3 protein-coding genes are annotated in these 21,766 nt (G+C 76.7%); all 3 read left to right on the top strand.

The window, feature by feature from the left end; all coding sequences use genetic code 11:
- Positions 1 to 146 precede the first annotated feature (146 nt).
- The 3 genes from J2S41_RS18795 to J2S41_RS18785 are packed head-to-tail and all read left to right on the top strand — an operon-like array spanning position 147 to position 21,762.
- Positions 147 to 6,374: a non-ribosomal peptide synthetase gene (locus J2S41_RS18795; protein WP_310369189.1), complete on the top strand. Its 6,228-nt coding sequence runs from the start codon at positions 147 to 149 to the stop codon at positions 6,372 to 6,374.
- Complete coding sequence (locus J2S41_RS18790; RefSeq protein ID WP_310369188.1) at positions 6,371 to 9,547, top strand: non-ribosomal peptide synthetase; 3,177 nt, start codon at positions 6,371 to 6,373, stop codon at positions 9,545 to 9,547. Before J2S41_RS18795 ends, J2S41_RS18790 begins: the two co-directional genes overlap by 4 nt.
- A gap of 38 nt (positions 9,548 to 9,585) precedes the next feature.
- Positions 9,586 to 21,762 carry a non-ribosomal peptide synthetase gene (locus tag J2S41_RS18785; RefSeq protein WP_310369187.1) on the top strand — a complete coding sequence of 4,059 codons (12,177 nt, stop codon included), beginning with the start codon at positions 9,586 to 9,588 and terminating at the stop codon, positions 21,760 to 21,762.
- The last annotated feature ends 4 nt before the right edge of the window (positions 21,763 to 21,766 follow it).

The following is a 21,766-nucleotide window of genomic DNA, read 5'->3' as shown; positions in this document are numbered from 1 at the left end:
AGCGCGATGACGGCCGCGTCCAAGCGTCAGAAATGAGCGCTTGGACCAGCTCGTAGACATCGATCCCGTTCAGCATCATGGGGATCTCGGTGGTCCGCGATCCGCGAGGCCGGCCAATCCTCGCCGATCGATGACGGAGGATGACGATGGATTCCGCAGCGCAGGCCGCGCCGACGGTGCCGGAACTGCTCGCCGTGCGGGCGGACCGGACGCCGGACGCGGTGGCCGTGGTCGACGGCGCCCGCACGCTGACGTACCGGGAGCTCGACGGGCTCGCCGGGCGGCTGGCCGCGCGCCTGGCCGGCCGGGGCGTGCGCCGCGGCGACCGCGTCGCGGTCATGCTGGAGCGCTCGGCGGACCTGCTGGTGGCGCTGCTCGCCGTCTGGAAGGCGGGCGCGGCGTACGTACCGGTGGACGCCGGCTACCCGGCGCCGCGGGTGGCGTTCATGGCGGCGGACGCGGGGACCTCGCTGATGCTGTGCTCGGCGGCCACGCGCGACCGCGTACCGACGGGGATCACGCCGATCGTGGTGGCGGACGACGGCACCGGCGACCCGCCCGCGCTCACCGTCCGGCCCGGCGACCTGGCGTACGTCATGTACACCTCCGGCTCGACCGGCACGCCGAAGGGCGTGGCCGTGCCGCACCGGAGCGTCGCGGAGCTGGTCGGCGCCGACGGCTGGGCCGTGGAGCCCGGCGACGCGGTCCTCATGCACGCGCCGTACGCGTTCGACGCCTCCCTGTACGAGATCTGGGTGCCGCTGGTGTCCGGAGCCCGCGTGGTGATCGCCGCGCCCGGCCCGGTGGACGCCCGGCGCCTGCGCGAGGCCGTCGCGGCCGGCGTGACCCGCGCGCACCTGACCGCGGGCAGCTTCCGCGCGGTGGCGGAGGAGTCGCCGGAGTCCTTCGCCGGGCTGCGCGAGGTGCTGACCGGCGGCGACGTGGTGCCGGTGCACGCGGTCGAGAAGGTGCGCGCGGCCCACCCCGGCGCGCGCGTCCGGCACCTGTACGGCCCGACCGAGACGACGCTGTGCGCGACCTGGCGGCTGCTCGCCCCGGGCGACGAGCTGGGCCCGGTGCTGCCGATCGGCCACCCGCTGCCGGGCCGCCGCGCCCAGGTGCTGGACGCGGCGCTGCGGCCGGTGCCGCCCGGCGTGACCGGCGACCTGTACCTGTCCGGCGCCGGCCTGGCCGACGGCTACCTGGGCCGGTCCGCGCTCACCGCGGAGCGGTTCGTGGCGGACCCGTCCGCGGCCGGCGAGCGGATGTACCGCACCGGCGACCTGGCGCGCCGCACGCCGGACGGCGAGCTGGTGTTCGCGGGCCGCGCCGACGACCAGGTGAAGATCCGCGGGTTCCGGGTCGAGCCGGGCGAGATCGAGGCCGCGCTGACCGCCGCGCCGGACGTGCACGAGGCCGTGGTGGTGCCGCTCGACGGGCGCCTGATCGCCTACGTGGTGGCGGACGCGGACCCGGACCGCATCCGGGAACGGCTCGGCGCGGTGCTGCCGGACCACCTGGTCCCGGCCGCGGTGATCGCGCTGGACGCGCTGCCGCTGACCGGCAACGGCAAGGTCGACCGCGCCGCGCTGCCCGCGCCCGTCTTCGCGGCCGGCGCCACCGGCCGGGAGCCCGGCACCGAGACGGAGCGGGTGCTGTGCGCGCTCTTCGCGGACGTGCTCGGCCGGGACCGGATCGGGGTCGACGACAGCCTGTTCGAGCTGGGTGGTGACTCCATCGCCGCGATGCGGCTGGCGGCGCGCGCCACCCGGGCCGGGCTGCTGGTGACGCCGTCCCAGGTCTTCGAGGAGGGCACCCCGGCACGGCTGGCGGCGGTGGCGCGCCCGGCGCCGGCCGACGGGCCCGCCGACCGCCCGCTGATCACGCTCACCGCGGAGGACCGGGGGGAGCTGGCGGCGGTCGTACCGGGGGCCGCGGAGGTCTGGCCGCTGGCGCCGCTGCAGGAGGGGCTGTTCTTCCAGTCGACGCTGGACGCCGAGGGTCCGGACATCTACCAGGGGCAGTGGATTCTGGGGCTGCACGGGCCGCTGGACGTGGACCGGCTGCGCGCGGCCTGGGAGTCGGTCTTCGCCCGGCACGCGGAGCTGCGGCTGAGCTTCCACCGCCTGGCGTCCGGGAAGACGGTGCAGGCGGTCGCGGAGCACGTCGTGCTGCCGTGGCGCGAGGTGGACCTGACCGGCGCCGGGGACGCCGACGCGGCCGTGCGGGAGCTGGCCGGGCGGGAACAGCAGCAGCGCTTCGACCTGGCCACGGCGCCGCTGTTCCGGCTGGTGCTGGCCCGGCTCGGCGAGGACCGGCACCGGCTGCTGGTCGTGCACCACCACGCGCTGATGGACGGCTGGTCGGTGTCGGTGATCCTGAGCGAGGTGTCCGAGGCGTACGCGGCCGGCGGGCGGCTGCCGGAGCGGGCGGGCACCGCGTCGTACCGGGACTATCTGGCCTGGCTGCAACGGCAGGACCGGGAGGCGGCGCGCGAGGCCTGGCGCGCGGAACTGGCCGGCCTGGACGAGCCCGCGCGGATCGGCGGCGCGGCGGCCGGCACCGGCTACGAGTACCGGGTGGCGTTCCTGGCGCCGGAGCGGTACGCCGCGCTGCTGGAGCTGACCCGCGACCACGGGCTGACGCTCAACACCGTGGTGCAGGGCGTGTGGGCGATGGTGCTGGCGCGCCTCGCGCGGCGGACCGACGTGGTGTTCGGCACCACGGTCGCCAGCCGTCCCGCGGAGCTGCCGGACGTCGAGTCGATGCCGGGCCTGATGATGAACACGGTGCCGGTCCGGGTGCCGCTGCACGGCGGCGAGCGGATCGTCGACATGCTCGCCGGCCTGCAACGGCGCCAGGCGGCCCTGATGCCGCACCAGCACCTGGGACTGTCGGAGATCCAGAAGGCGGCCGGGCCGGGCGTCACGTTCGACTCGCTGCTGGTGTTCGAGAGCTATCCGCGCGACTTCGGCCGGTTCACCTACCTGGGCACGATCGAGGGCACGCACTACCCGCTGACGCTCGGCATCATCCCGGGCGACCGCCTGCGCATCCAGCTCGCGTACCGGCACGGGCAGGTCGAGGAGACCGTCGCGGAGTCGGTGCTCGGGTGGTTCGCCGACGCGCTCGGCGCGCTCGCCGCGGACCCGTCCGGATCGGTGGGCGCGTTCGGCGTCGGCACGGCGCCGGCGAACCGGCCGGTCCCGGCGCTGGCGGCCGGGGACTCGCTGCCCGAACTGGTACGGCGCGCGGTGGCGGCCCGGCCGCGGGACGTGGCCGTGGTGGACGGCGACGGCGAACTGACCTACCGGGAGCTGTGGGACCGCGCGGCCGGCCTGGCCGCGGCGCTGACCGCGCGCGGGGCCGGGCGGGAGAGCCGGATCGGCGTGGTGGTCGGCAGGTCGGCGTGGTGGGTGGTCGGCATGCTGGGCGTGTCGCTGGCCGGCGGCGCCTTCGTGCCGGTGGACCCGGCCTACCCCGAGGAACGGGTCCGGCTGATCCTCGGCGAGGCGGACCCCGCGCTGGTGGTGTGCGTGGGCAAGACCCGGGAGGCGGTCCCCGCGGACTTCGCGGATCGGCTGCTGGTGCTCGAGGAGACCGACCTGATCGCGGGCGCGGCGGCCCGGCTGCCGCGGGTGCGGCCGGACGACGCCGCGTACGTCATCTACACGTCCGGGTCGACCGGCACCCCGAAGGGCGTCGTCGTCCCGCACGCGGGCCTGGGAAACCTGGCCGCCGCGCAGATCGCGCGCTTCGCGGTGTCGCCGTCGTCCCGGGTGCTGCAGTTCGCGGCGCTCGGCTTCGACGCGATGGTGTCCGAGGTGCTGATGGCGCTGCTGTCCGGCGCGCGGCTGGTGATGGCGCCGGAGCAGGACCTGCCGCCGCGGGTGTCGCTGGCCGAGGCCCTGGACCGGTGGGAGGTCACCCACGTGACCGTGCCACCGTCGGTGCTGGCCACCGCGGACGCGCTGCCGGACCGGCTGGAGACCGTGGTGGTGGCCGGCGAGGCCTGCCCGCCCAGCCTGGTGGACCGCTGGGCGGCGGGACGGCGGCTGGTCAACGCCTACGGGCCGACCGAGGCGACGGTGTGCGCGACCATGAGCGCGCCGCTGAGCTCCGGCCGGGGCATCGTCCCGATCGGTACGCCGATCGCGGGCGGCCGGTGCTACGTGCTGGACGCGTTCCTCCGGCCGCTGCCGCCGGGGCTCACCGGCGAGCTGTACGTCACCGGCATCGGGCTGGCCCGCGGCTACCTGGGCCGGTCCGCGCTGACCGCGGAGCGGTTCGTCGCCGACCCGTTCGTCCCCGGCGCGCGGATGTACCGCACGGGCGACCTGGCGTACCGGACCGGCGACGGCGAGTTGGTCTTCGCCGGGCGGGCCGACGAGCAGATCAAGGTCCGCGGCTTCCGGGTCGAGCCCGGCGAGATCGAGGCCGCGCTGTCCGCGTACCCCGGCGTCGCCCAGGCCGCGGTGACCGTCCGGGACGACCGGCTGATCGGCTACGTCTCGCCGGCCGGCGTCGACGCGCGGGCGGTCCGCGACGATCTCGCCTCCCGGCTGCCGCACCACCTGGTGCCCGCGGTGGTGGTGGCGCTGGAGGCGTTGCCGGCCACGCCGAACGGCAAGATCGACCGCGGTGCGCTGCCGGACCCCGACTTCGCGGCCGGGACCACCGGCCGCCGGCCGGCCACGGACGTCGAGCGGGCGCTGTGCGAGCTGTTCGCCGAGGTGCTGCGGCTGGACCGGGTCGGCGTGGACGACAGCTTCTTCGCCGTGGGCGGCGACTCCATCACCTCGATGCAACTGGTGGCCCGCGCCCGGCGCCGGGGGCTGACGTTCGCCGCGCACGACGTCTTCGAGGCGCGCACGCCGGAACGGCTCGCCCGCGTCGTGGCGCACGCGCCGCGGCCGGACCGGGACGGCGCCACCACGGCCGACGGCCCGGGCGAGGTCGCGTGGACGCCGGTGATGCGGCTGCTGGGCGACGCGGCGCTGGACGCGGGCTTCGCGCAGTGGACGGTGGTCGCCGTACCCCCGGGCCTGGACGAGCGGACGCTGGTGACCGCGCTGACCGCGGTGGTGGACACGCACGACATGCTGCGGCTGCGGGTGGACTCCGGCCGGCTGCTGACCGGCCCGCCCGGGTCGGTGGACGTCGCCGGCGCGGTGAGCCGGGTGGTGGCCGGCCCGGCCGCGGACCCGGACGACGTGGCGCAGGAGGCGGCGCGGGCCGCGGTGGCCCGGCTGGACCCGGCGGCGGGCGCGGTGACGCGGGCCGTGCTGGTCGACGCCGGTCCGGACCGGCCGGGGCGGCTGGTGCTGGTGGCGCACCACCTCGCGGTCGACGGCGTGTCCTGGCGGGTGCTGGTCCCGGACGTCCGGCAGGCGTACGAGGCGGTGGCGGCCGGCCGCGCACCCGCGCTGGACCCGGTGCCGGTGTCGTTCCGGCGGTGGGCGGACGCGCTGGTGCGGGACGCGGTCTCCGCGGAGCGGGTGGCGGAGCTGCCGTACTGGCGATCCGTGGCCGGCGCGGGCGAGCACCACGGCGGCGGGCCCGCGCCGGGCGCGGGCGGCGTGTGTTCGCGCTCCTGGGTGCTGCCGCCGGCCCGGGCGTCCGTGCTGGCCGGGCGGGCACCCGCGGTGTTCTTCTGCGGCGTGCACGAGGTGCTGCTCGCCGGGCTGGCGGGCGCGGTCGCGCGGTGGCGCGGCGGGGACGTGGTGCTGGTCGACGTGGAGGGCCACGGCCGTCACCCGGTCGGCGGGCTGGACGTGTCCCGCACGGTGGGCTGGTTCACCGGCGTGCACCCGGTGCGCCTGGACCTGGCCGGCCTCGACCTGACCGGCGTACCGGCCGGCGGCCCGGCGGCGGAACGGCTGCTGAAGGCCGTCAAGGAGCAGTCCCGGACGGTGCCGGGCGACGGGCTCGGCTACGGCCTGCTGCGGTTCCTCAACCCGGAGACGGGACCGGAACTGGCCGCGCTGCCGTCGCCGCGGATCGGCTTCAACTACATGGGCCGGCACGTCACCGAGGCACGGGAGTGGGAGCCGGTGGGCGGCGTCGGCGGCATGCTCGGCCCGGGCGCGGATCTGCCGCACGACCTGGACGCGGACGTGGTCCTCGAGGACGGGCCGGACGGTCCGCTGCTCAGGCTGGCACTGAGCTGGCCGGCCGGGCGGCTGGCCGACGGTGAGGCGGAGCGGCTGGGCCGCGAGTGGCTGGAGGTGCTGTCCGGGCTGGCCCGGCGCGCGGAGGACCCGTCGGCCGGCGGGCACACCGCGTCCGACTTCGACCTGCTCGACCTGGACCAGGACGAGATCGAGGGCTTCGAGGCGCTCGCAGCCGAACTCAATGGAGGCCAGACATCGTGAACACTCCGTCGACGTCCCCCGGATCGGCGCTCGCGGAGCTCTGGCCGCTGTCACCGATGCAGGAGGGGATGCTCTACCACGCCTCGATCGACGACGAGGCGCCGGACATCTACCTCATCCAGCAGACGCAGCTGATCGAGGGGCCGCTGGACACCGACCGGTTCCGCCGGTCCTGGGCGGCCGTCCTGGACCGGCACCCGGCGCTGCGCGCGTCCTTCCACCGGCGCAGGTCCGGCGAGACCGTGCAGCTGATCCCCCGCCGGGTGGAGCTGCCGTGGGCCGAGCACGACCTGTCCGGACTGTCCGCCGAGGACGCGTCGGCCGAGGTGAGCACGATCGCGGAGAAGGAGCGGGCCCGGCGGTTCGACCTGGCCAGGCCCCCGCTGCTGCGGCTGTCGCTGATCCGGCTCGGCCCGGAGCGGCACTGCCTGGTGACCACCAGCCACCACCTGCTGATGGACGGCTGGTCGCGCGCGATCGTCGAGGCCGACCTGCTCCGGGTGTACGAGGCCGGGGGCGTCGCCGCCGGGCCGCCGCCGGCCGGCTCGTACCGTGACTATCTGGCCTGGCTGGGACGGCAGGACCGGGAGGCCGCCCGGGCGGCGTGGCGGGCGGAGCTGTCCGGCGCCGACGGGTCCGCGCTCGGCCTGCCGGAGCGGCCCGGCCGGGCACCGGAGCTACCGGCCCGCGCGGTGGTCCGCCACTCCGCGGAGTTCACGTCCGCGCTCACCGGGTTCGCCCGCGAGCGCGGGCTGACGCTGAACACGCTGATCCAGGGCGCGTGGGCGCTGGTGCTGGCCCGGCTGGCGCGCCGCACCGACGTGGTCTTCGGTGCCACGGTCGCCGGGCGCCCGGCGGAACTGCCCGGCGTGGAGCGCGTCGCGGGCCTGTTCATCAACACCGTGCCGGTACGCGTGCGGCTGGACGGCAACCGGACCGTCCTGGAGACGCTGACCGAACTGCAGAGGCGGCAGTCCGCGCTGATCGCGCACCACCACCTGGGGCTGCCGGAGATCCAGAAGCTCGGCGCGGCGAGCTTCGACACGATCGTGGTGTTCGAGAACTACGTCGACCCGGGCGCGGCGCCGGACGCCCGGCGCGAGCTGCGGCTGAGCCCGCTGGAGGTCCGGCAGGCGTCGCCGTACGCGATCACGCTGGGCGTCATGCCGGGCGAGCGCCTGGAGACCGAGGTCCAGTACCGGCCGGAGACGCTCGACCCGGGCGTCGCCGAGGAGACGCTGCACGGGTTCACCCGCGTGCTGGAGCGGATGATCGCGGCACCGGACGCCGCCGTGGGCCGCCTGGACCCGCTCAGCGAGGCCGGCCGCGCGCTGACGGTCGAGCGGTGGAACAAGACGCCGCGGACCGTGGACGCGCCGACCGCGCTGCACCTGTTCGGCCGGCACGCGGCGCGCACACCCGGCGCGACCGCGATGACGGCCGGGGGACGGTCGTGGTCGTACGCGGAGCTCGACGCGTGGTCGGGCCGGCTGGCGCGGACGCTGGCCGGCCGGGGCGTGCGGCGCGGCGACCGCGTCGGGGTGATGCTGGAGCGTTCGGCCGAGGTGCCGGCGGCCTGGCTCGCGGTGTGGAAGGCCGGCGCCGCGTTCGTGCCGGTCGACCCGGGCTACCCGGCGGACCGGGTGGCGTTCATGCTGGCCGACGCCGGGGTCACGGCCGTGCTGTGCGGGGCGGGGACCGCGGGCGCGGTGCCGGCCGGTCATCGGCGGATCGACGTGGACGACCTGGCCGAGAGCGCGCTGCCGCCGGCCGGGATCGGGCCGGACGACCTGGCGTACGTGATGTACACGTCCGGATCGACCGGGATGCCGAAGGGCGTGGCGGTCCCGCACGGGGGCGTACCGGTGTTCGCCGGCGACCCCGGCTGGGGCGTGGGGGCGGGCGACGCCGTGTTGATGCACGCGCCGCACACGTTCGACGCGTCCGTGTTCGACGTGTGGGTGCCGCTCGCCCGCGGCGCGCAGGTGATGATCGCCGAGCCGGGCGTGGTGGACGCGCGGCGGCTCGCCGCGCACGTGGCGGACGGGCTCACCGCGGTGAACTTCACCGCCGGGCAGTTCCGCGCGCTGGCGCACGAGGCGGCGGAGTCCTTCGCGGGGCTGCGCGTGGTGGCGACCGGCGGCGACGTGGTGCCGCTGGACGCGGTGGAGCGGCTCCGGCGGGCGTGCCCCGACCTGCTGCTCTGGCACACGTACGGCCCGACCGAGACCACCATGTGCGTGACCCGGAAGCGGATCGACCCGGGCGACCGGCTGGGCCCGGTCCTGCCGATCGGCGGGCCGCAGCCCGGCCGCCGGATGTACGTGCTGGACGTCTTCCTCCGCCCGCTCCCGCCGGGCGTCGTGGGCGACCTCTACATCGCCGGCGCCGGCGTGGCCCACGGCTACCTGGGCCGGGCGGCGCTGACCGCGGAACGGTTCGTGGCCGACGCCTTCGTCCCGGGCGAGCGGATGTACCGCAGCGGTGACCTGGCGTACTGGACCGGTGACGGCGAACTGGTGTTCGCCGGGCGGGCCGACACGCAGGTCAAGATCCGCGGTTTCCGGGTGGAACCGGGTGAGGTCGAGACGGTGCTGGCCGCGCAGCCCGGCGTCCACCAGGCCGTGGTGCTGGCCCGGGACGGCCGGCTGATCGGCTACGTGACCGCGGACGGCGAGGCGGACCCGGAGTCGCTGCGCGAACGGCTCGCCGCGGTGCTGCCCGACTACATGGTGCCGGCCGCCGTGCTGGTGCTGGACGCGCTGCCGGTCACCCCGAACGGGAAGGTGGACCGGGACGCGCTGCCCGACCCCGACTTCAGCGCGCGGGTCTCCGGCCGGGAGCCGGCCACCGCGGCGGAACGGGCGCTGTGCGCGCTCTTCGCCGAGGTGCTCGGCCTGGATCGGGTCGGCGCCGACGACAGCTTCTTCGAACTGGGCGGCGACTCGATCACGTCGATGCAGCTCGCGGTGCGCGCCCGGCGCGACGGGATGAGCTTCGGCGCGCGCGAGGTGTTCGAGCGCCGGACGCCCGCGGGCCTCGCGGCCCTGTCCGCACCGCCGGCCGGCGGTGCGGACGAACCGGCACGGACGCCGGTGGAGCGCTTCGGCCTCGTCGACCTGGACCGCGCCGAGATCGCCGAACTCGAGGCCGAGCTCGGCGCGGACGTGTGAGCCACTTCCCAGCCTTCCGAAGAACGAGGGAGATATCCGTGACGCAGTCGCTGATCGAGGACATCTGGCCGCTGTCGCCGTTGCAGGAGGGCCTGCTGTTCCACGCCGTCTACGACGACCAGGGCCCGGACGTCTACGTCGGACACTGGATACTGGAACTGGACGGGCCGGTGGACGCGGCGCGGCTGCGTACGGCGTGGGAGGCGCTGCTGACCCGGCACGCCGCGCTGCGCGCCTGCTTCCGTCAGCGCCGCAGCGGCGAGACCGTGCAGGTCGTCGCCGCGCGGGTGGACCTGCCGTGGCGCGAGGCGGACCTCTCCGGCCTCGACGAGCCGGACGCGGCAGTACGCGAGCTGGCCGAGGAGGACCGGCTGCGCCCGTTCGACGTGGCGAAGGCGCCGTTGCTGCGGCTGACGCTGATCCGGCTCGCCGCGGACCGCCACCGCCTGGTGGTCACCTGCCACCACTCCATCATGGACGGCTGGTCGCTGCCGATCGTCTTCGACGAGCTGTCCACGCTGTACGCGGCCGGGGACGGCGCACCGGACCTGCCGGACGTGACGTCGTACGGGGAGTACCTGGCCTGGCTGCGCCGGCAGGACCGGGACCGCGCGCTGGCCGCGTGGACGGCGCAGCTGCGCGGCACCGACGAGCCGACGCTGGTGGCGCCCGCCGACCCGGGGCACGGGCCGGGCGTGCCGGAGAGCGTCACGGTCGAGCTGCCGCGGCCGCTCAGCCGCGCGCTGGAGGAACTCGCCCGCGGCCACGGACTGACCCTGAACACGGTGGTGCAGGGCGCGTGGGCGCTGGTGCTGGCCCGGCTCGCCGGCCGCACGGACGTCGTCTTCGGCGCCACGGTGTCGGCCCGCCCGGCGGACCTGCCCGGCGTGGAGCGGATGGTCGGCCTGTTCCTCAACACCGTGCCGGTCCGCGTGCGGCTGCGCGGCGCGACCCCGGTCGCCGAACTGCTGGCGGAGCTGCAGAAGCGGCAGTCGGCACTCATCCCCGAGCAGTTCGTGGGGCTTGCCGACATCCAGAAGGCGGCCGGCCCCGGCGCGGTCTTCGACACGCTGCTGGTCTTCGAGAACTTCCCCCGGGAGCTCGCCGCCCGGCGCTCCGCGGACGCGTTCGGCATCCGCGTGCACCAGGGCCGGGAGACCGCCCACTACCCGCTCACGCTCGTCGCCGTACCCGGTGAGTCGCTGCTCCTCAAGCTCGACTACCTGCCTGAGCACTTCGACGAGCGGGCCGCGCTGGCCGTCGTCGAGCGGTTCACCCGGGTGCTGCGCCAGCTGACCGGGACGCCCGGAATCACGGTCGGCGACGTCGAGGTGATCGGCGAGGCCGAGCGGGAGCTGGTGGTACGGGACTGGAGCGCGGCGTCCGGGGCGGCACCGGACCGGCACGCGCTGGAGCTGTTCGACCGCCAGGTGGCGGGCCGGCGCGACGAGGTGGCGGTGGCCGGCCGCGACGGCACCATGTCGTACGGGGAGCTGAACGCGTACGCGGAACGGCTCGCCGGCCACCTCGCCGGCCGGGGCGTCCGCCGCGGGGACCGGGTCGCGGTACTGATGGAACGCTCGTCCACGCTGATCGCCACGCTGCTCGGCGTGTGGCGGGCGGGCGCGGCGTTCGTGCCGGTCGACCCCGCCTACCCGGCCGAGCGCGTGCGGTTCATGCTGACCGACGCCGCGCCGGCCGCGGCGGTGTGCGCGGAGACGTTCCGCGCCACCGTGCGCGACGCCGGACTCGACCCGATCGTGCCGGACGACCCGCGGACCCGGCGGGCGATCGAGGACGCCACGCCGCTGACCGTGGCCACCGGCGCCGGCGACCTCGCCTACGTCATGTACACCTCGGGCTCGACCGGCACGCCGAAGGGCGTCGCGGTCACGCACGGCGACGTGGCGGCGCTGGCCGGCGAGCCCGGCTGGGGGATCGGGCCGGGCGACGCCGTGCTGATGCACGCCTCGCACGCGTTCGACATCTCGCTGTTCGAGATCTGGGTGCCGCTGCTGTCCGGCGCCCGGGTGACGATCGCCGGGCCGGGCGCGGTGGACGGGCCGGCGCTGGCCGGGTACGTGGCCGGCGGCGTCACGGCCGCGCACCTGACCGCGGGCGCGTTCCGCGTCCTGGCCGAGGAGTCGCCGGAGTCGGTCGCCGGGCTGCGCGAGGTGCTGACCGGCGGCGACGCGGTACCGCTCGCGGCCGTGGAGCGGGTCCGGCGCGCCTGCCCGGACGTGCGGGTGCGGCACCTCTACGGCCCGACCGAGGCCACGCTGTGCGCGACCTGGTGGCTGCTCGAGCCCGGCGACCGGACCGGCGCGGTGCTGCCGATCGGGCGCCCGCTCGCGGGCCGGCGCGCCTACGTGCTGGACGCGTTCCTGCGCCCGCTGCCCCCGGGCGTGGCGGGCGAGCTGTACGTGGCCGGCGCCGGCGTGGCGCGCGGTTACCTGGGCCGTCCGGCGCTGACGGCGGAGCGGTTCGTCGCCGACCCGTTCGTACCCGGCGGCCGGATGTACCGGACCGGTGACCTGGCCCGCTGGGCGGACGACGGCGCGCTGGTGTTCGCCGGCCGCGCGGACGACCAGGTCAAGATCCGCGGCTACCGGGTGGAGCCGGGTGAGGTCGAGGCGGTGCTCGGCCGGCTGCCGGGCGTGGCCCAGGCCGTGGTCTCCGTGCGCGGTGAGCACCTGATCGGCTACGTGGTGCCCGAGGCCGGCGCGGACACCGACCCGGCGTCGCTGCGGGCCCGGCTCGCCGAGACGATGCCCGAGTTCATGCTCCCGGCCGCGGTGCTGGTGCTGGACGCGCTGCCGCTGACCGTGAACGGCAAGGTGGACCGGCAGGCGCTGCCCGCACCGCGGTTCGCGCCGGCCGCCGCGGGCCGGGCGCCGGCCACCGCGGCCGAGCGCCTGCTCTGTGACGTGTTCGCGCAGGTTCTGGGCCTGGACCGGGTCGGGCCCGAGGACAGCTTCTTCGCGCTCGGCGGCGATTCGATCTCGTCGATGCAGGTCGCCGCCCGCGCGCGCCGGGAGGGCCTCCCGCTGACGCCGCGGCAGGTGTTCGAGCACCGGACGCCGGAGCGGCTGGCCGCGCTGGCCCGGGCCGCCGGCCCGGCGCGCCCGGCCCGGCCCGCGGCGGACCAGGCGATCGGCGAGGTGCCGTGGACGCCGGTGATGCGCGCGCTCGGCGACGACGCGGTACGCCCCGGCTTCGCGCAGGCCCGGGTGGTGGTCGCACCGGCCGGCCTGGACCCCGGCGCGCTGGCCACGGCGCTGCGGGCCGTGCTGGACACGCACGACCTGCTGCGCGCGCGGGTCGAGCCGGGCGGACGGCTGGTGGTGCCCGAGCGGGGCGCCGTGACCGCGACGGACCTGATCACCCGGGTGCCGGCCGCGGCCGGGGACCTGGACGCGCTCGCCGCGCGCGAGGCCGGCGCGGCGGCGGCCACGCTGGACCCGTCGGCCGGGAGCGTCGTGCGGGTGGTGTGGATCGACGCCGGGGACGCCGGGCCGGGCCGCCTGGCGCTGGTCGCGCACCACCTGGTGGTCGACGCGGTCTCGTGGGGCATCGTGCTGCCGGACCTGCGCGCGGCGTACGACGACGCGGTCGCCGGCCGGACCCCCGCGCTGGAGCCGGAGGCGACGCCGTACCGGGCGTGGGCGCGGCGGCTGACCGAGCGCGCGCTCAGCGAGAGCACCGTGGCCGAGCTGGACCACTGGGTCGCGGTGCTGGACGCGGCGGACCCGCCGGTGGGATCGCGCACCGGGCAGCCGCACTCGTGGTCGGCGACGCTGTCCGGGGACGCGGCGCGGAGCCTGCTCGGCCGGCTGCCGGGCGCGTTCCACTGCGGAGTCCCGGAGATCCTGCTCGCCGGCCTGGCCGGTGCGGTGGCACGCCGGCGGGGCGGTGACGGCGTGCTGGTGGACGTGGAGGGCCACGGCCGGCACGCCGCCGACGGCGAGGACCTGCTGCGGACCGTCGGCTGGTTCACCAGCGCGCACCCGGTCCGCCTGGACGTCTCCGGCGTCGACCTGGCGTCCGCCGCGGCCGGCGGCGCCGCCGCGGGCGCGCTGCTGAAGGCCGTGAAGGAGCAGGTCCGCGCGGTGCCCGGCGACGGGCTCGGCTACGGGCTGCTGCGCCACCTCAACCCGGCCACGGCGGACCGGCTGGCCGCGCTGCCCGCCCCGGAGATCGGGTTCAACTACCTCGGCCGGTCCGGCGCGGCCTCCGCGGCCACGCCGTGGGAGCTGCGCGAGGGCACGCTGGGCGCCGGCGAGGCCGGCCCGGATCTGGTGCTGGCGCACGCGCTGGAGGCCGCCGCGGACGTTCTGGACACCCCGGACGGCCCCCGGCTGCGGCTCACGCTGGACGGCCGCGACCTCGACCCCGGCACGGTGGACCGGCTCGGCGAGGCCTGGCTGGAGCTGCTGACCGGGCTGGCCGCGCACCCCGGGGGCGGGCACACGCCGTCCGACTTCGACCTGGTCCGGCTGGCACAGCGGGACGTCGAGGAGCTGGAGGCGGCGGCGCCGGGGCTGACCGACGTCTGGCCGCTGTCCGCGCTGCAGGAGGGCATGCTCTTCGAGCGCACGCTCGACGAGGCCGGCGTCGACGTCTACCAGAGCCAGCGCATCCTCGACCTGGACGGGCCGCTCGAGGCGGACCGGCTGCACGCGGCGTGGACCTCGCTGGTCGCCCGGCACGAATCGCTGCGGACCACGTTCCACCAGCTCCGCTCCGGCGAGACGGTGCAGGTCGTGGTGGCCGGCGCGGACATCCCGTGGCGGGTGGCGGACGTGTCGCACCTGGCCGGGGCGGACGCGGACGCGGAGGTCGGGCGCCTGCTCGCCGCGGACCAGGCGCGCCGCTTCGACATCGGCCGGGCGCCACTGCTGCGGCTGCTGCTGATCCGGCTCGGCGAGCACCGGCACCGCCTCGTGGTGACCTCCCACCACCTGGTGCTGGACGGCTGGTCGACGCCGATCATCCTGGGCGAGATGTCGGCAGCGTACGCCGGTGGCCAAGGCGCGGCGACGCCGCCGTCCTTCCGGGACTACCTGGCCTGGCTGAGCCGTCAGGACCGGGCGGCGACCCGGTCGGCGTGGCGCGCGGAGTTCGCCGGGGCGGACGAGCCGACCGTGGTGGACGCGGACGCGGGCAAGACCATGGTGATGCCGGACGAGCACTGCGAGTCGCTGTCCCTCCGGGACACTCGGCGGCTGACCGAGTTCGCCCGCGGGCACGGGCTGACGTTGAGCACGATCGTGCAGGGCGCCTGGGCGCTGGTGCTGGCGCGGCTCGCGGGCCGTACCGACGTGGTGTTCGGCACGGTGGTGTCCGGACGCCCCGCCGAGGTCCCGGACGTCGAGCGGATGGTGGGGATGTTCATCAACACCGTCCCGGTGCGGGTACGCCTCGACGGCGGCCGGCCGGTGCTGGACCTGCTCCACGACCTGCAGGCACGCCAGGTGGCGCTGACCGAGCACCAGTACATGGGGCTGCGGGAGATCCAGAAGGTGACCGGGCCGGGCGCGGTCTTCGACACCATCATGATGGTCGAGAACTTCCCGATGGACGCCGCCGGCCTCGGCGCCGACGGTGCCGTCCGCATCAGCTCGGCGGTCACCCGGACCGGCACCAGCTACCCGCTGACCATGAGCGCCAGCCCCGGCGAGCGCCTCCAGATCCGCGTGTCGTACCGGCCGGACCGCATCGTCCGGGAGACGGCCGTGGAGGTCGCCCGGCAGGTCGTGCGGGTGATGGAACGACTGGTCGCGGACCCCTCGCTGCTCACCGGCCGGCTGGCCGTGACGGCAGGGCCGGCGCGCGGGCACGCGACCGGGGAGGCGGCCGGCGGCGCGACCGTGGTGGAGGCGTTCCGGCGGCGGGTGGCCGGCTCGCCGGACGCGGTGGCGGTCACCGACCGGGACCGCACGCTGTCCTACGCGGACCTCGACCGCGAGTCGGACCGGCTCGCCGGGCACCTGGCCGGCGCGGGGGTGCGGCGCGGCGACCACGTCGGCGTGGTGCTGGAGCGCGGCGCCGGCCTGTTCGTGGCGCTGCTCGCGATCTGGAAGGCGGGGGCCGGGTACGTACCGGTGAACGTGAAGGACCCCGGGGAGCGGATCGCGCGGATGCTGACCGGCGCCGGCGTGTCCGTGGCGGTCTGCGCGGAGGCGACCCGGCACCTGCTGCCGGCCGGGATCGCGCCGGTGCTCCCGGGCGCGCCCGCGACCGGCCCGGCGCCGTCGTTCACGGCCGGCGCGCACGACGTGGCGTACGTGATGTACACGTCCGGGTCCACCGGCGTGCCGAAGGGCGTGGCGGTGCCGCACGGCGGCGTGGCGGCGCTGGCCGGCGACCCGGGCTGGGCGCTCGGGGCGGACGACCACGTGCTGATGCACGCCTCGCACGCGTTCGACGCGTCGCTGCTGGAGATCTGGGCGCCGCTGGTCGCCGGCGCCCGCGTGCTGGTCGCGGAGCCGGGCACGGTCGACGCGCAACGGCTGCGGGACGCGATCGCGCGCGGGGTGACCACGGTCCACCTGACCGCCGGGGCGTTCCGGGCGCTGGCGGACGAGGCGGCGGACGCGTTCCGCGGGCTGCGCGAGGTGCTGACCGGCGGCGACGCCGTCCCGCCGGCCTCCGTCGCCCGGGTGCGCGCGGCCTGCCCGGACGTGCGCGTCCGGCACCTCTACGGCCCGACCGAGACCACGCTCTGCGCCACCTGGCATGTGATCGAGCCGGGCGCCGCGCCCGGTGACGCGCTGCCGATCGGCCGTCCGCTGGCCGGCCGTCGGGTGTACGTGCTCGACGCGTTCCTCCAGCCGGTCGGCCCGGGCGTGACCGGCGAGCTGTACCTCGCGGGCGCCGGCCTGGCCCGCGGCTATCTGGGCGCCGCCGCCGCGACCGCGGAGCGGTTCGTCGCCGACCCGTTCGCCGCCGGCGAGCGGATGTACCGCACCGGTGACCTGGCCCGCTGGACGGACCGGGACGAACTGCTGTTCGCCGGCCGCGCCGACGCCCAGGTGAAGATCCGCGGGTACCGGGTCGAGCCGGCCGAGATCGAGGCGGCGCTGACCGCGGAGCCCGGCGTGGCGCAGGCGGTGGTGGTGGCGCGCGAGGACCGGCCGGGGGAGAAGCGGCTGATCGCCTACGTGACGGCGGCGGGCGACGCGGCCGCGGACCCCGGCACCGTACGCGAGAACCTGGCGGCCCGGCTGCCGGAATTCATGGTGCCGGCCGCGGTGGTGGTGCTGGACGGCTTCCCGCTGACGGTCAACGGCAAGATCGACCGCGCCGCGCTGCCCGACCCCGAGTTCGCCGGGAGGCCGGCCGGCCGCGAGCCGCGCACCGAGACCGAACGGGTGCTGTGCGCGCTGTTCGCCGAGATCCTCGGCGTGGACCGGGTCGGCGCCGACGACAGCTTCTTCGAGCTGGGCGGCGACTCGATCCTGTCGATGCAGCTCGCCTCGCGCGCCCGGCGGGAGAACGTGGTCTTCGGCGCCACCGACGTCTTCGACCACCGGACGCCGGCCGGCCTGGCCGCGATCGCGGAGCGCGGCGGTGAGCGGCCGGCCGGTGCCGACGACGGCGCCGGCGAGGTCCCCTGGACGCCGGTGCTGCGGGCGCTGCTCGACCGCGATCCCGGCGCGCTGACCCGGGGCGCGCTGGCGCAGTGGACGACCGTGGGCGCGCCCGCCGGGCTGACGGTGGACACGCTCGCGGCCGGGCTGGGCGCGCTGATCGACGCGCACGACCTCCTGCGCGCCCGGGTCGTCGGGACCGGGGGAGCGGAGCCCCGCCTGGTCGTGGCCGAGCGCGGCACGGTGGACGCGGCGCGCCTGGTCGACCGCGTGGCGGCCGGCGACGCCGACCTCGACGCGCTCGCGGACCGCTCCGCCGCGGAGACCGCGGCGCGGCTGGACCCGGCCGCCGGCGTGCTGATCCGCGCGGTGTGGGTGGACGCCGGGCCCGGGCGCACCGGCCGGCTCGCGCTGGTCGCGCACCACCTCGTGGCCGACGCGGTGTCCTGGCGCATCCTGCTGCCGGAGCTGCGCGCCGCGTGCGAGGCGGTGGCCGAGGGCCGGGAGCCCGCGCCCGATCCGGTGGACGTCTCGTTCCGGCGCTGGGCGCGGACGCTGGCCGAGCAGGCGGCGGCGCGTACCGCGGAGCTGCCGGTATGGACCGCGATCCTCGGCGACGGCGCGCCCCGGCTGGGCGCGCCGGACCCGGCGCGGGACACCGTCTCGACCGCGGGCCGCAGGTCGTGGACCGTGCCGCCGGACCGGGCGGCCGCGCTGGTGGAGCGGGTCACCTCGGCCTTCCACTGTGGAGTTCAGGAGGTGCTGCTGGCCACGCTGGCGGGCGCGGTGGCCGGATGGCGCGGCGGCACCGCGGTCGTGGTGGACGTCGAAGGGCACGGCCGCCGGCCGATCGGCGGGCTGGACCCGTCCCGGACGGTCGGCTGGTTCACCGACGTGCACCCGGTCCGGCTGGACCTGACCGGGATCGACCCGGCCGAGGCGAGGTCGGGCGGCGACGCGGCCGGTGACCTGCTGAAGGCCGTCAAGGAGAGCGTGCGCGCGGTGCCGGACGGCGGGCTCGGCTACGGGATGCTGCGTCACCTCAACGCCGAGACCGGGCCGGTCCTGGCCGCGTTGCCGGCGCCGGAGATCGGGTTCAACTACCTGGGCCGGTTCGCCGCCGCGCCCGGCGGGGACGCCGAGCCCTGGCAGCCGGTCGGGACCATCGGCGGCACGGCCGACCCGGACGCGCCGCTGCGGCACGCCCTGGAGATCGACGCGGCCGTGCTGGACGCCGCGGACGGCCCCCGGCTGGACCTGACCGTGACCTGGGCCGGCCGGCTCCTCGACGACGCCGCGGCGGAGTCGCTCGGCACGGCCTGGCTGGACATGCTGACCGGCCTGGCCGCGCACGCGGGCGACGTCCGCGCGGGCGGGCACACGCCGTCGGACTTCCCGCTCGCCGCGCTGTCGCAGCGGGACGTGGCGGAGATCGAGACGGCCGTACCGGGCCTGCTCGACATCTGGCCGCTCTCCCCGCTGCAGGAGGGGCTGCTGTTCCACGCGGTCGACGAGCGGGGCCCGGACGTCTACGCGGGCCTGCGCACGCTCGCCATCGACGGGCCGCTGGACGCCGCCCGGCTGCGCGCGTCCTGGCAGGCCGTGCTGGACCGGCACGCCGCGCTGCGCGCGAGCTTCCACCAGCTCGAGTCCGGCACGGCCGTGCAGGTGATCGCCCGCGAGCTGACGCTGCCCTGGCGGGAGACCGACCTGTCGCACCTGCCGGAGGACGAGGCGCTGGCCGAGTTCGACCGGCTGGTGGCGGAGCTGCGCGACGACCGGTTCGACGTGACCCGGGCGCCGCTGCTGCGCCTGCACCTGGTCCGCCTCGGCGAGCGCCGGCACCGGCTGATGCTGGCGTCGCACCACATCTCGTGCGACGGATGGTCGCTGCCGATCCTCTCCGTGGACGTGATGGCCGCGTACGAGGCCGGCGGGGACGGCGGCGCGCTGCCGGCCCCGACCTCCTACCGCGACTACCTGGCCTGGCTGGCGCGCCAGGACAAGGAGGCCGCCCGGGAGGCCTGGCGGTCCGAGCTGGCCGGGCTGGACGAGCCGACCCATGTGGTGCCGCCGGACAGCATCAGCGCGCCGGTCGCGCCGGAGCGGGTGCGGTTCACGCTCGACGACGCGCTGAGCCGGCGCCTGGCGGAGTTCACCCGCGGGCACGGCGTCACGATGAACACGCTGTTCCAGGGCGTCTGGGCGCTGCTGCTGGCCCGGCTGACCGGACGCGACGACGTGGTCTTCGGCTCCGCCGTGGCCGGCCGTCCGCCGGAGATCCCCGGCGTCGGCTCCGTGGTCGGCCTGTTCATGAACACGCTGCCGGTCCGGGCGCGGCTGGACGGCGCCACGCCGTTCGTGGACATGCTCACGGATCTGCAACGCCGCCAGGTCGCGATGATGGCGCACCAGCACGTCGGGCTGAGCGAGATCAACCAGTTCGCCGGGCCGGGCGCGGCCTTCGACACGCTCGTGGTGTTCGAGAACTACCCGCGCCCGCCGCGCCCGTCCGAGAGCCCGGACGCGCTGGTCATGCGCCCGGCCGGAATCCCGGACGACAGCGGGCACTACCCGGTGTCGATGCGCGCGTCGGAGGACGGCGGCGTCCACGGCGAGTTCATCTACCGGCCGGACGTGATCGACCGGACCCGGGCCGAGGAGATGCTCGCGGCGATCGTCCACGCGCTGGAGCAGGTGGTGGCCGCGCCGCGGACGCCGGTGGGCCGGATCGGCCTGCTCGACGCCGCACGCCGCGAGCTGGTGGTGGAGCAGTGGAACGACACCGCCGCACCGCTGACCGCGGAGCCGCTGCCGGTGCTGTTCCGCCGCCAGGTGGAACGCTCGCGGGACGCGGTGGCGGTCCGGACCGCGGCGCGCGACCTGACGTTCGGCGAGCTGCTGGCCGAGGCGGAGACGCTGGCGCGGCGGCTGGCCGCGTCGGGCGTGCGCCGGGAGACCCGGGTGGCCGTGCTGGTGGAGCGGTCGGCCGAGCTGGTGGTGACGCTGCTCGGGGTGTCGCTGGCCGGCGGCGTGTTCGTCCCGGTCGACCCGGACTACCCCGGCGAGCGGATCGCGCTGATGCTGGCCGACGCGGCGCCGGACGTGCTGGTCTGCTCGGCCGCGACCCGGGCGGCCGTGCCGGACGGCTTCACCGGCACCGTGCTGGTGCCGGGCGAGCCGTCCGCGGCCGATCCGGGGACCGCGCTGCCGCGCGTGCTCGCGGCCGACGGCGCGTACGTGATCTACACGTCCGGATCGACCGGCGTGCCCAAGGGCGTGCTGGTCACCCACGCCGGGCTGGGCAACCTGGCGCGCGCCCAGATCGCGCGCTTCGCGGTGACGCCCGCGTCGCGGGTGCTCCAGTTCGCCTCGCTCGGCTTCGACGCCGCGGTCTCCGAGGTGTGCATGGCGCTGCTGTCCGGCGGGTCCATCGTGCTGGCCGGCCCGGAGAGCATGCCGCCCCGGGTGACGCTGGGCGAGGCGGTACGCCGGTGGGACGTCACCCATGTGACGGTGCCGCCGAGCGTGCTGGCCGTCGAGGACGACCTGCCGGCGAGCCTGGAGACGCTGATCGTGGCCGGCGAGGCCTGCCCGCCCGCGCTGGTGGACCGGTGGGCGCCGGGGCACCGGATGGTCAACGCCTACGGGCCGACCGAGACGACCGTGTGCGCGACGATGAGCGCGCCGCTGACCCCCGGGCGGGACGCGGTCCCGATCGGCCGTCCGATCACGAACACGCGGGCGTACCTGCTCGACGCGTTCCTCCAGCCGGTGCCGGTGGGCGTGGCCGGGGAGCTCTACGTGGCCGGTGCCGGGCTCGCCCGCGGATACCTGGGACGGCCGGGCCTGACCGCGGAGCGGTTCGTCGCGGACCCGTTCATGCCGGGCGGCCGGATGTACCGCACCGGCGACCGGGCGCGCTGGACCCGGGACGGCGAGCTGGTCTTCGCCGGCCGGGCCGACGCGCAGGTCAAGGTGCGCGGGTACCGGATCGAGCCGGGGGAGATCGAGGCCGTGCTGGCGGGCCGTCCGGGCGTCGCCCAGGTGGCGGTGGTCGCCCGCGAGGACGGGCCGGGGGAGAAGCAGCTGGTGGCGTACGTCGTCCCGGCGGCCGGTCCGGCGGACGACACGCTGATCACCGCGCTCCGGGAGGCCGCGGTCGCGCGCCTGCCCCAGCACATGGTGCCGGCCGCGTTCGTACCGCTGGAGACCATGCCCCTGACCCCCAACGGCAAGGTCGATCACCGGGCGCTGCGCGCCCCCGACTTCGCCGGTACGTCGTCCGGGCGGGACCCGCGCACCGCCATGGAGGAGCGGCTGTGCGCGCTCTTCGCGGAGGTGCTGGGCCTGGACCGGGTGGCCGCCGACGACAGCTTCTTCGAGCTCGGCGGCGACTCGATCACCTCCATGCAGCTGTCCACCCGGGCCCGCCGGGAAGGGCTGGAACTGACCCCGTGGCAGGTGTTCGACGAGAAGACGCCGGAACGGCTGGCGGCGCTCGTCAAGGAACTCCCCGCCGACGACGGGGACGCCGCGGCGCCGGAGTCCCCCGCGGGCCCGCTGGTGGCCCTCTCGCCCGAACAGATGGACCGACTCGAGGCCGGACCGGCCGGCGAATAAGGAG

The sequence above is a fragment of the Catenuloplanes atrovinosus genome (assembly GCF_031458235.1).
In the GTDB taxonomy this organism is placed as follows: Bacteria; Actinomycetota; Actinomycetes; order Mycobacteriales; family Micromonosporaceae; genus Catenuloplanes; species Catenuloplanes atrovinosus.
The sequence above is the reverse complement of the archived record's forward strand: the minus strand, read 5'-3'. Positions and strand labels throughout refer to the sequence as shown.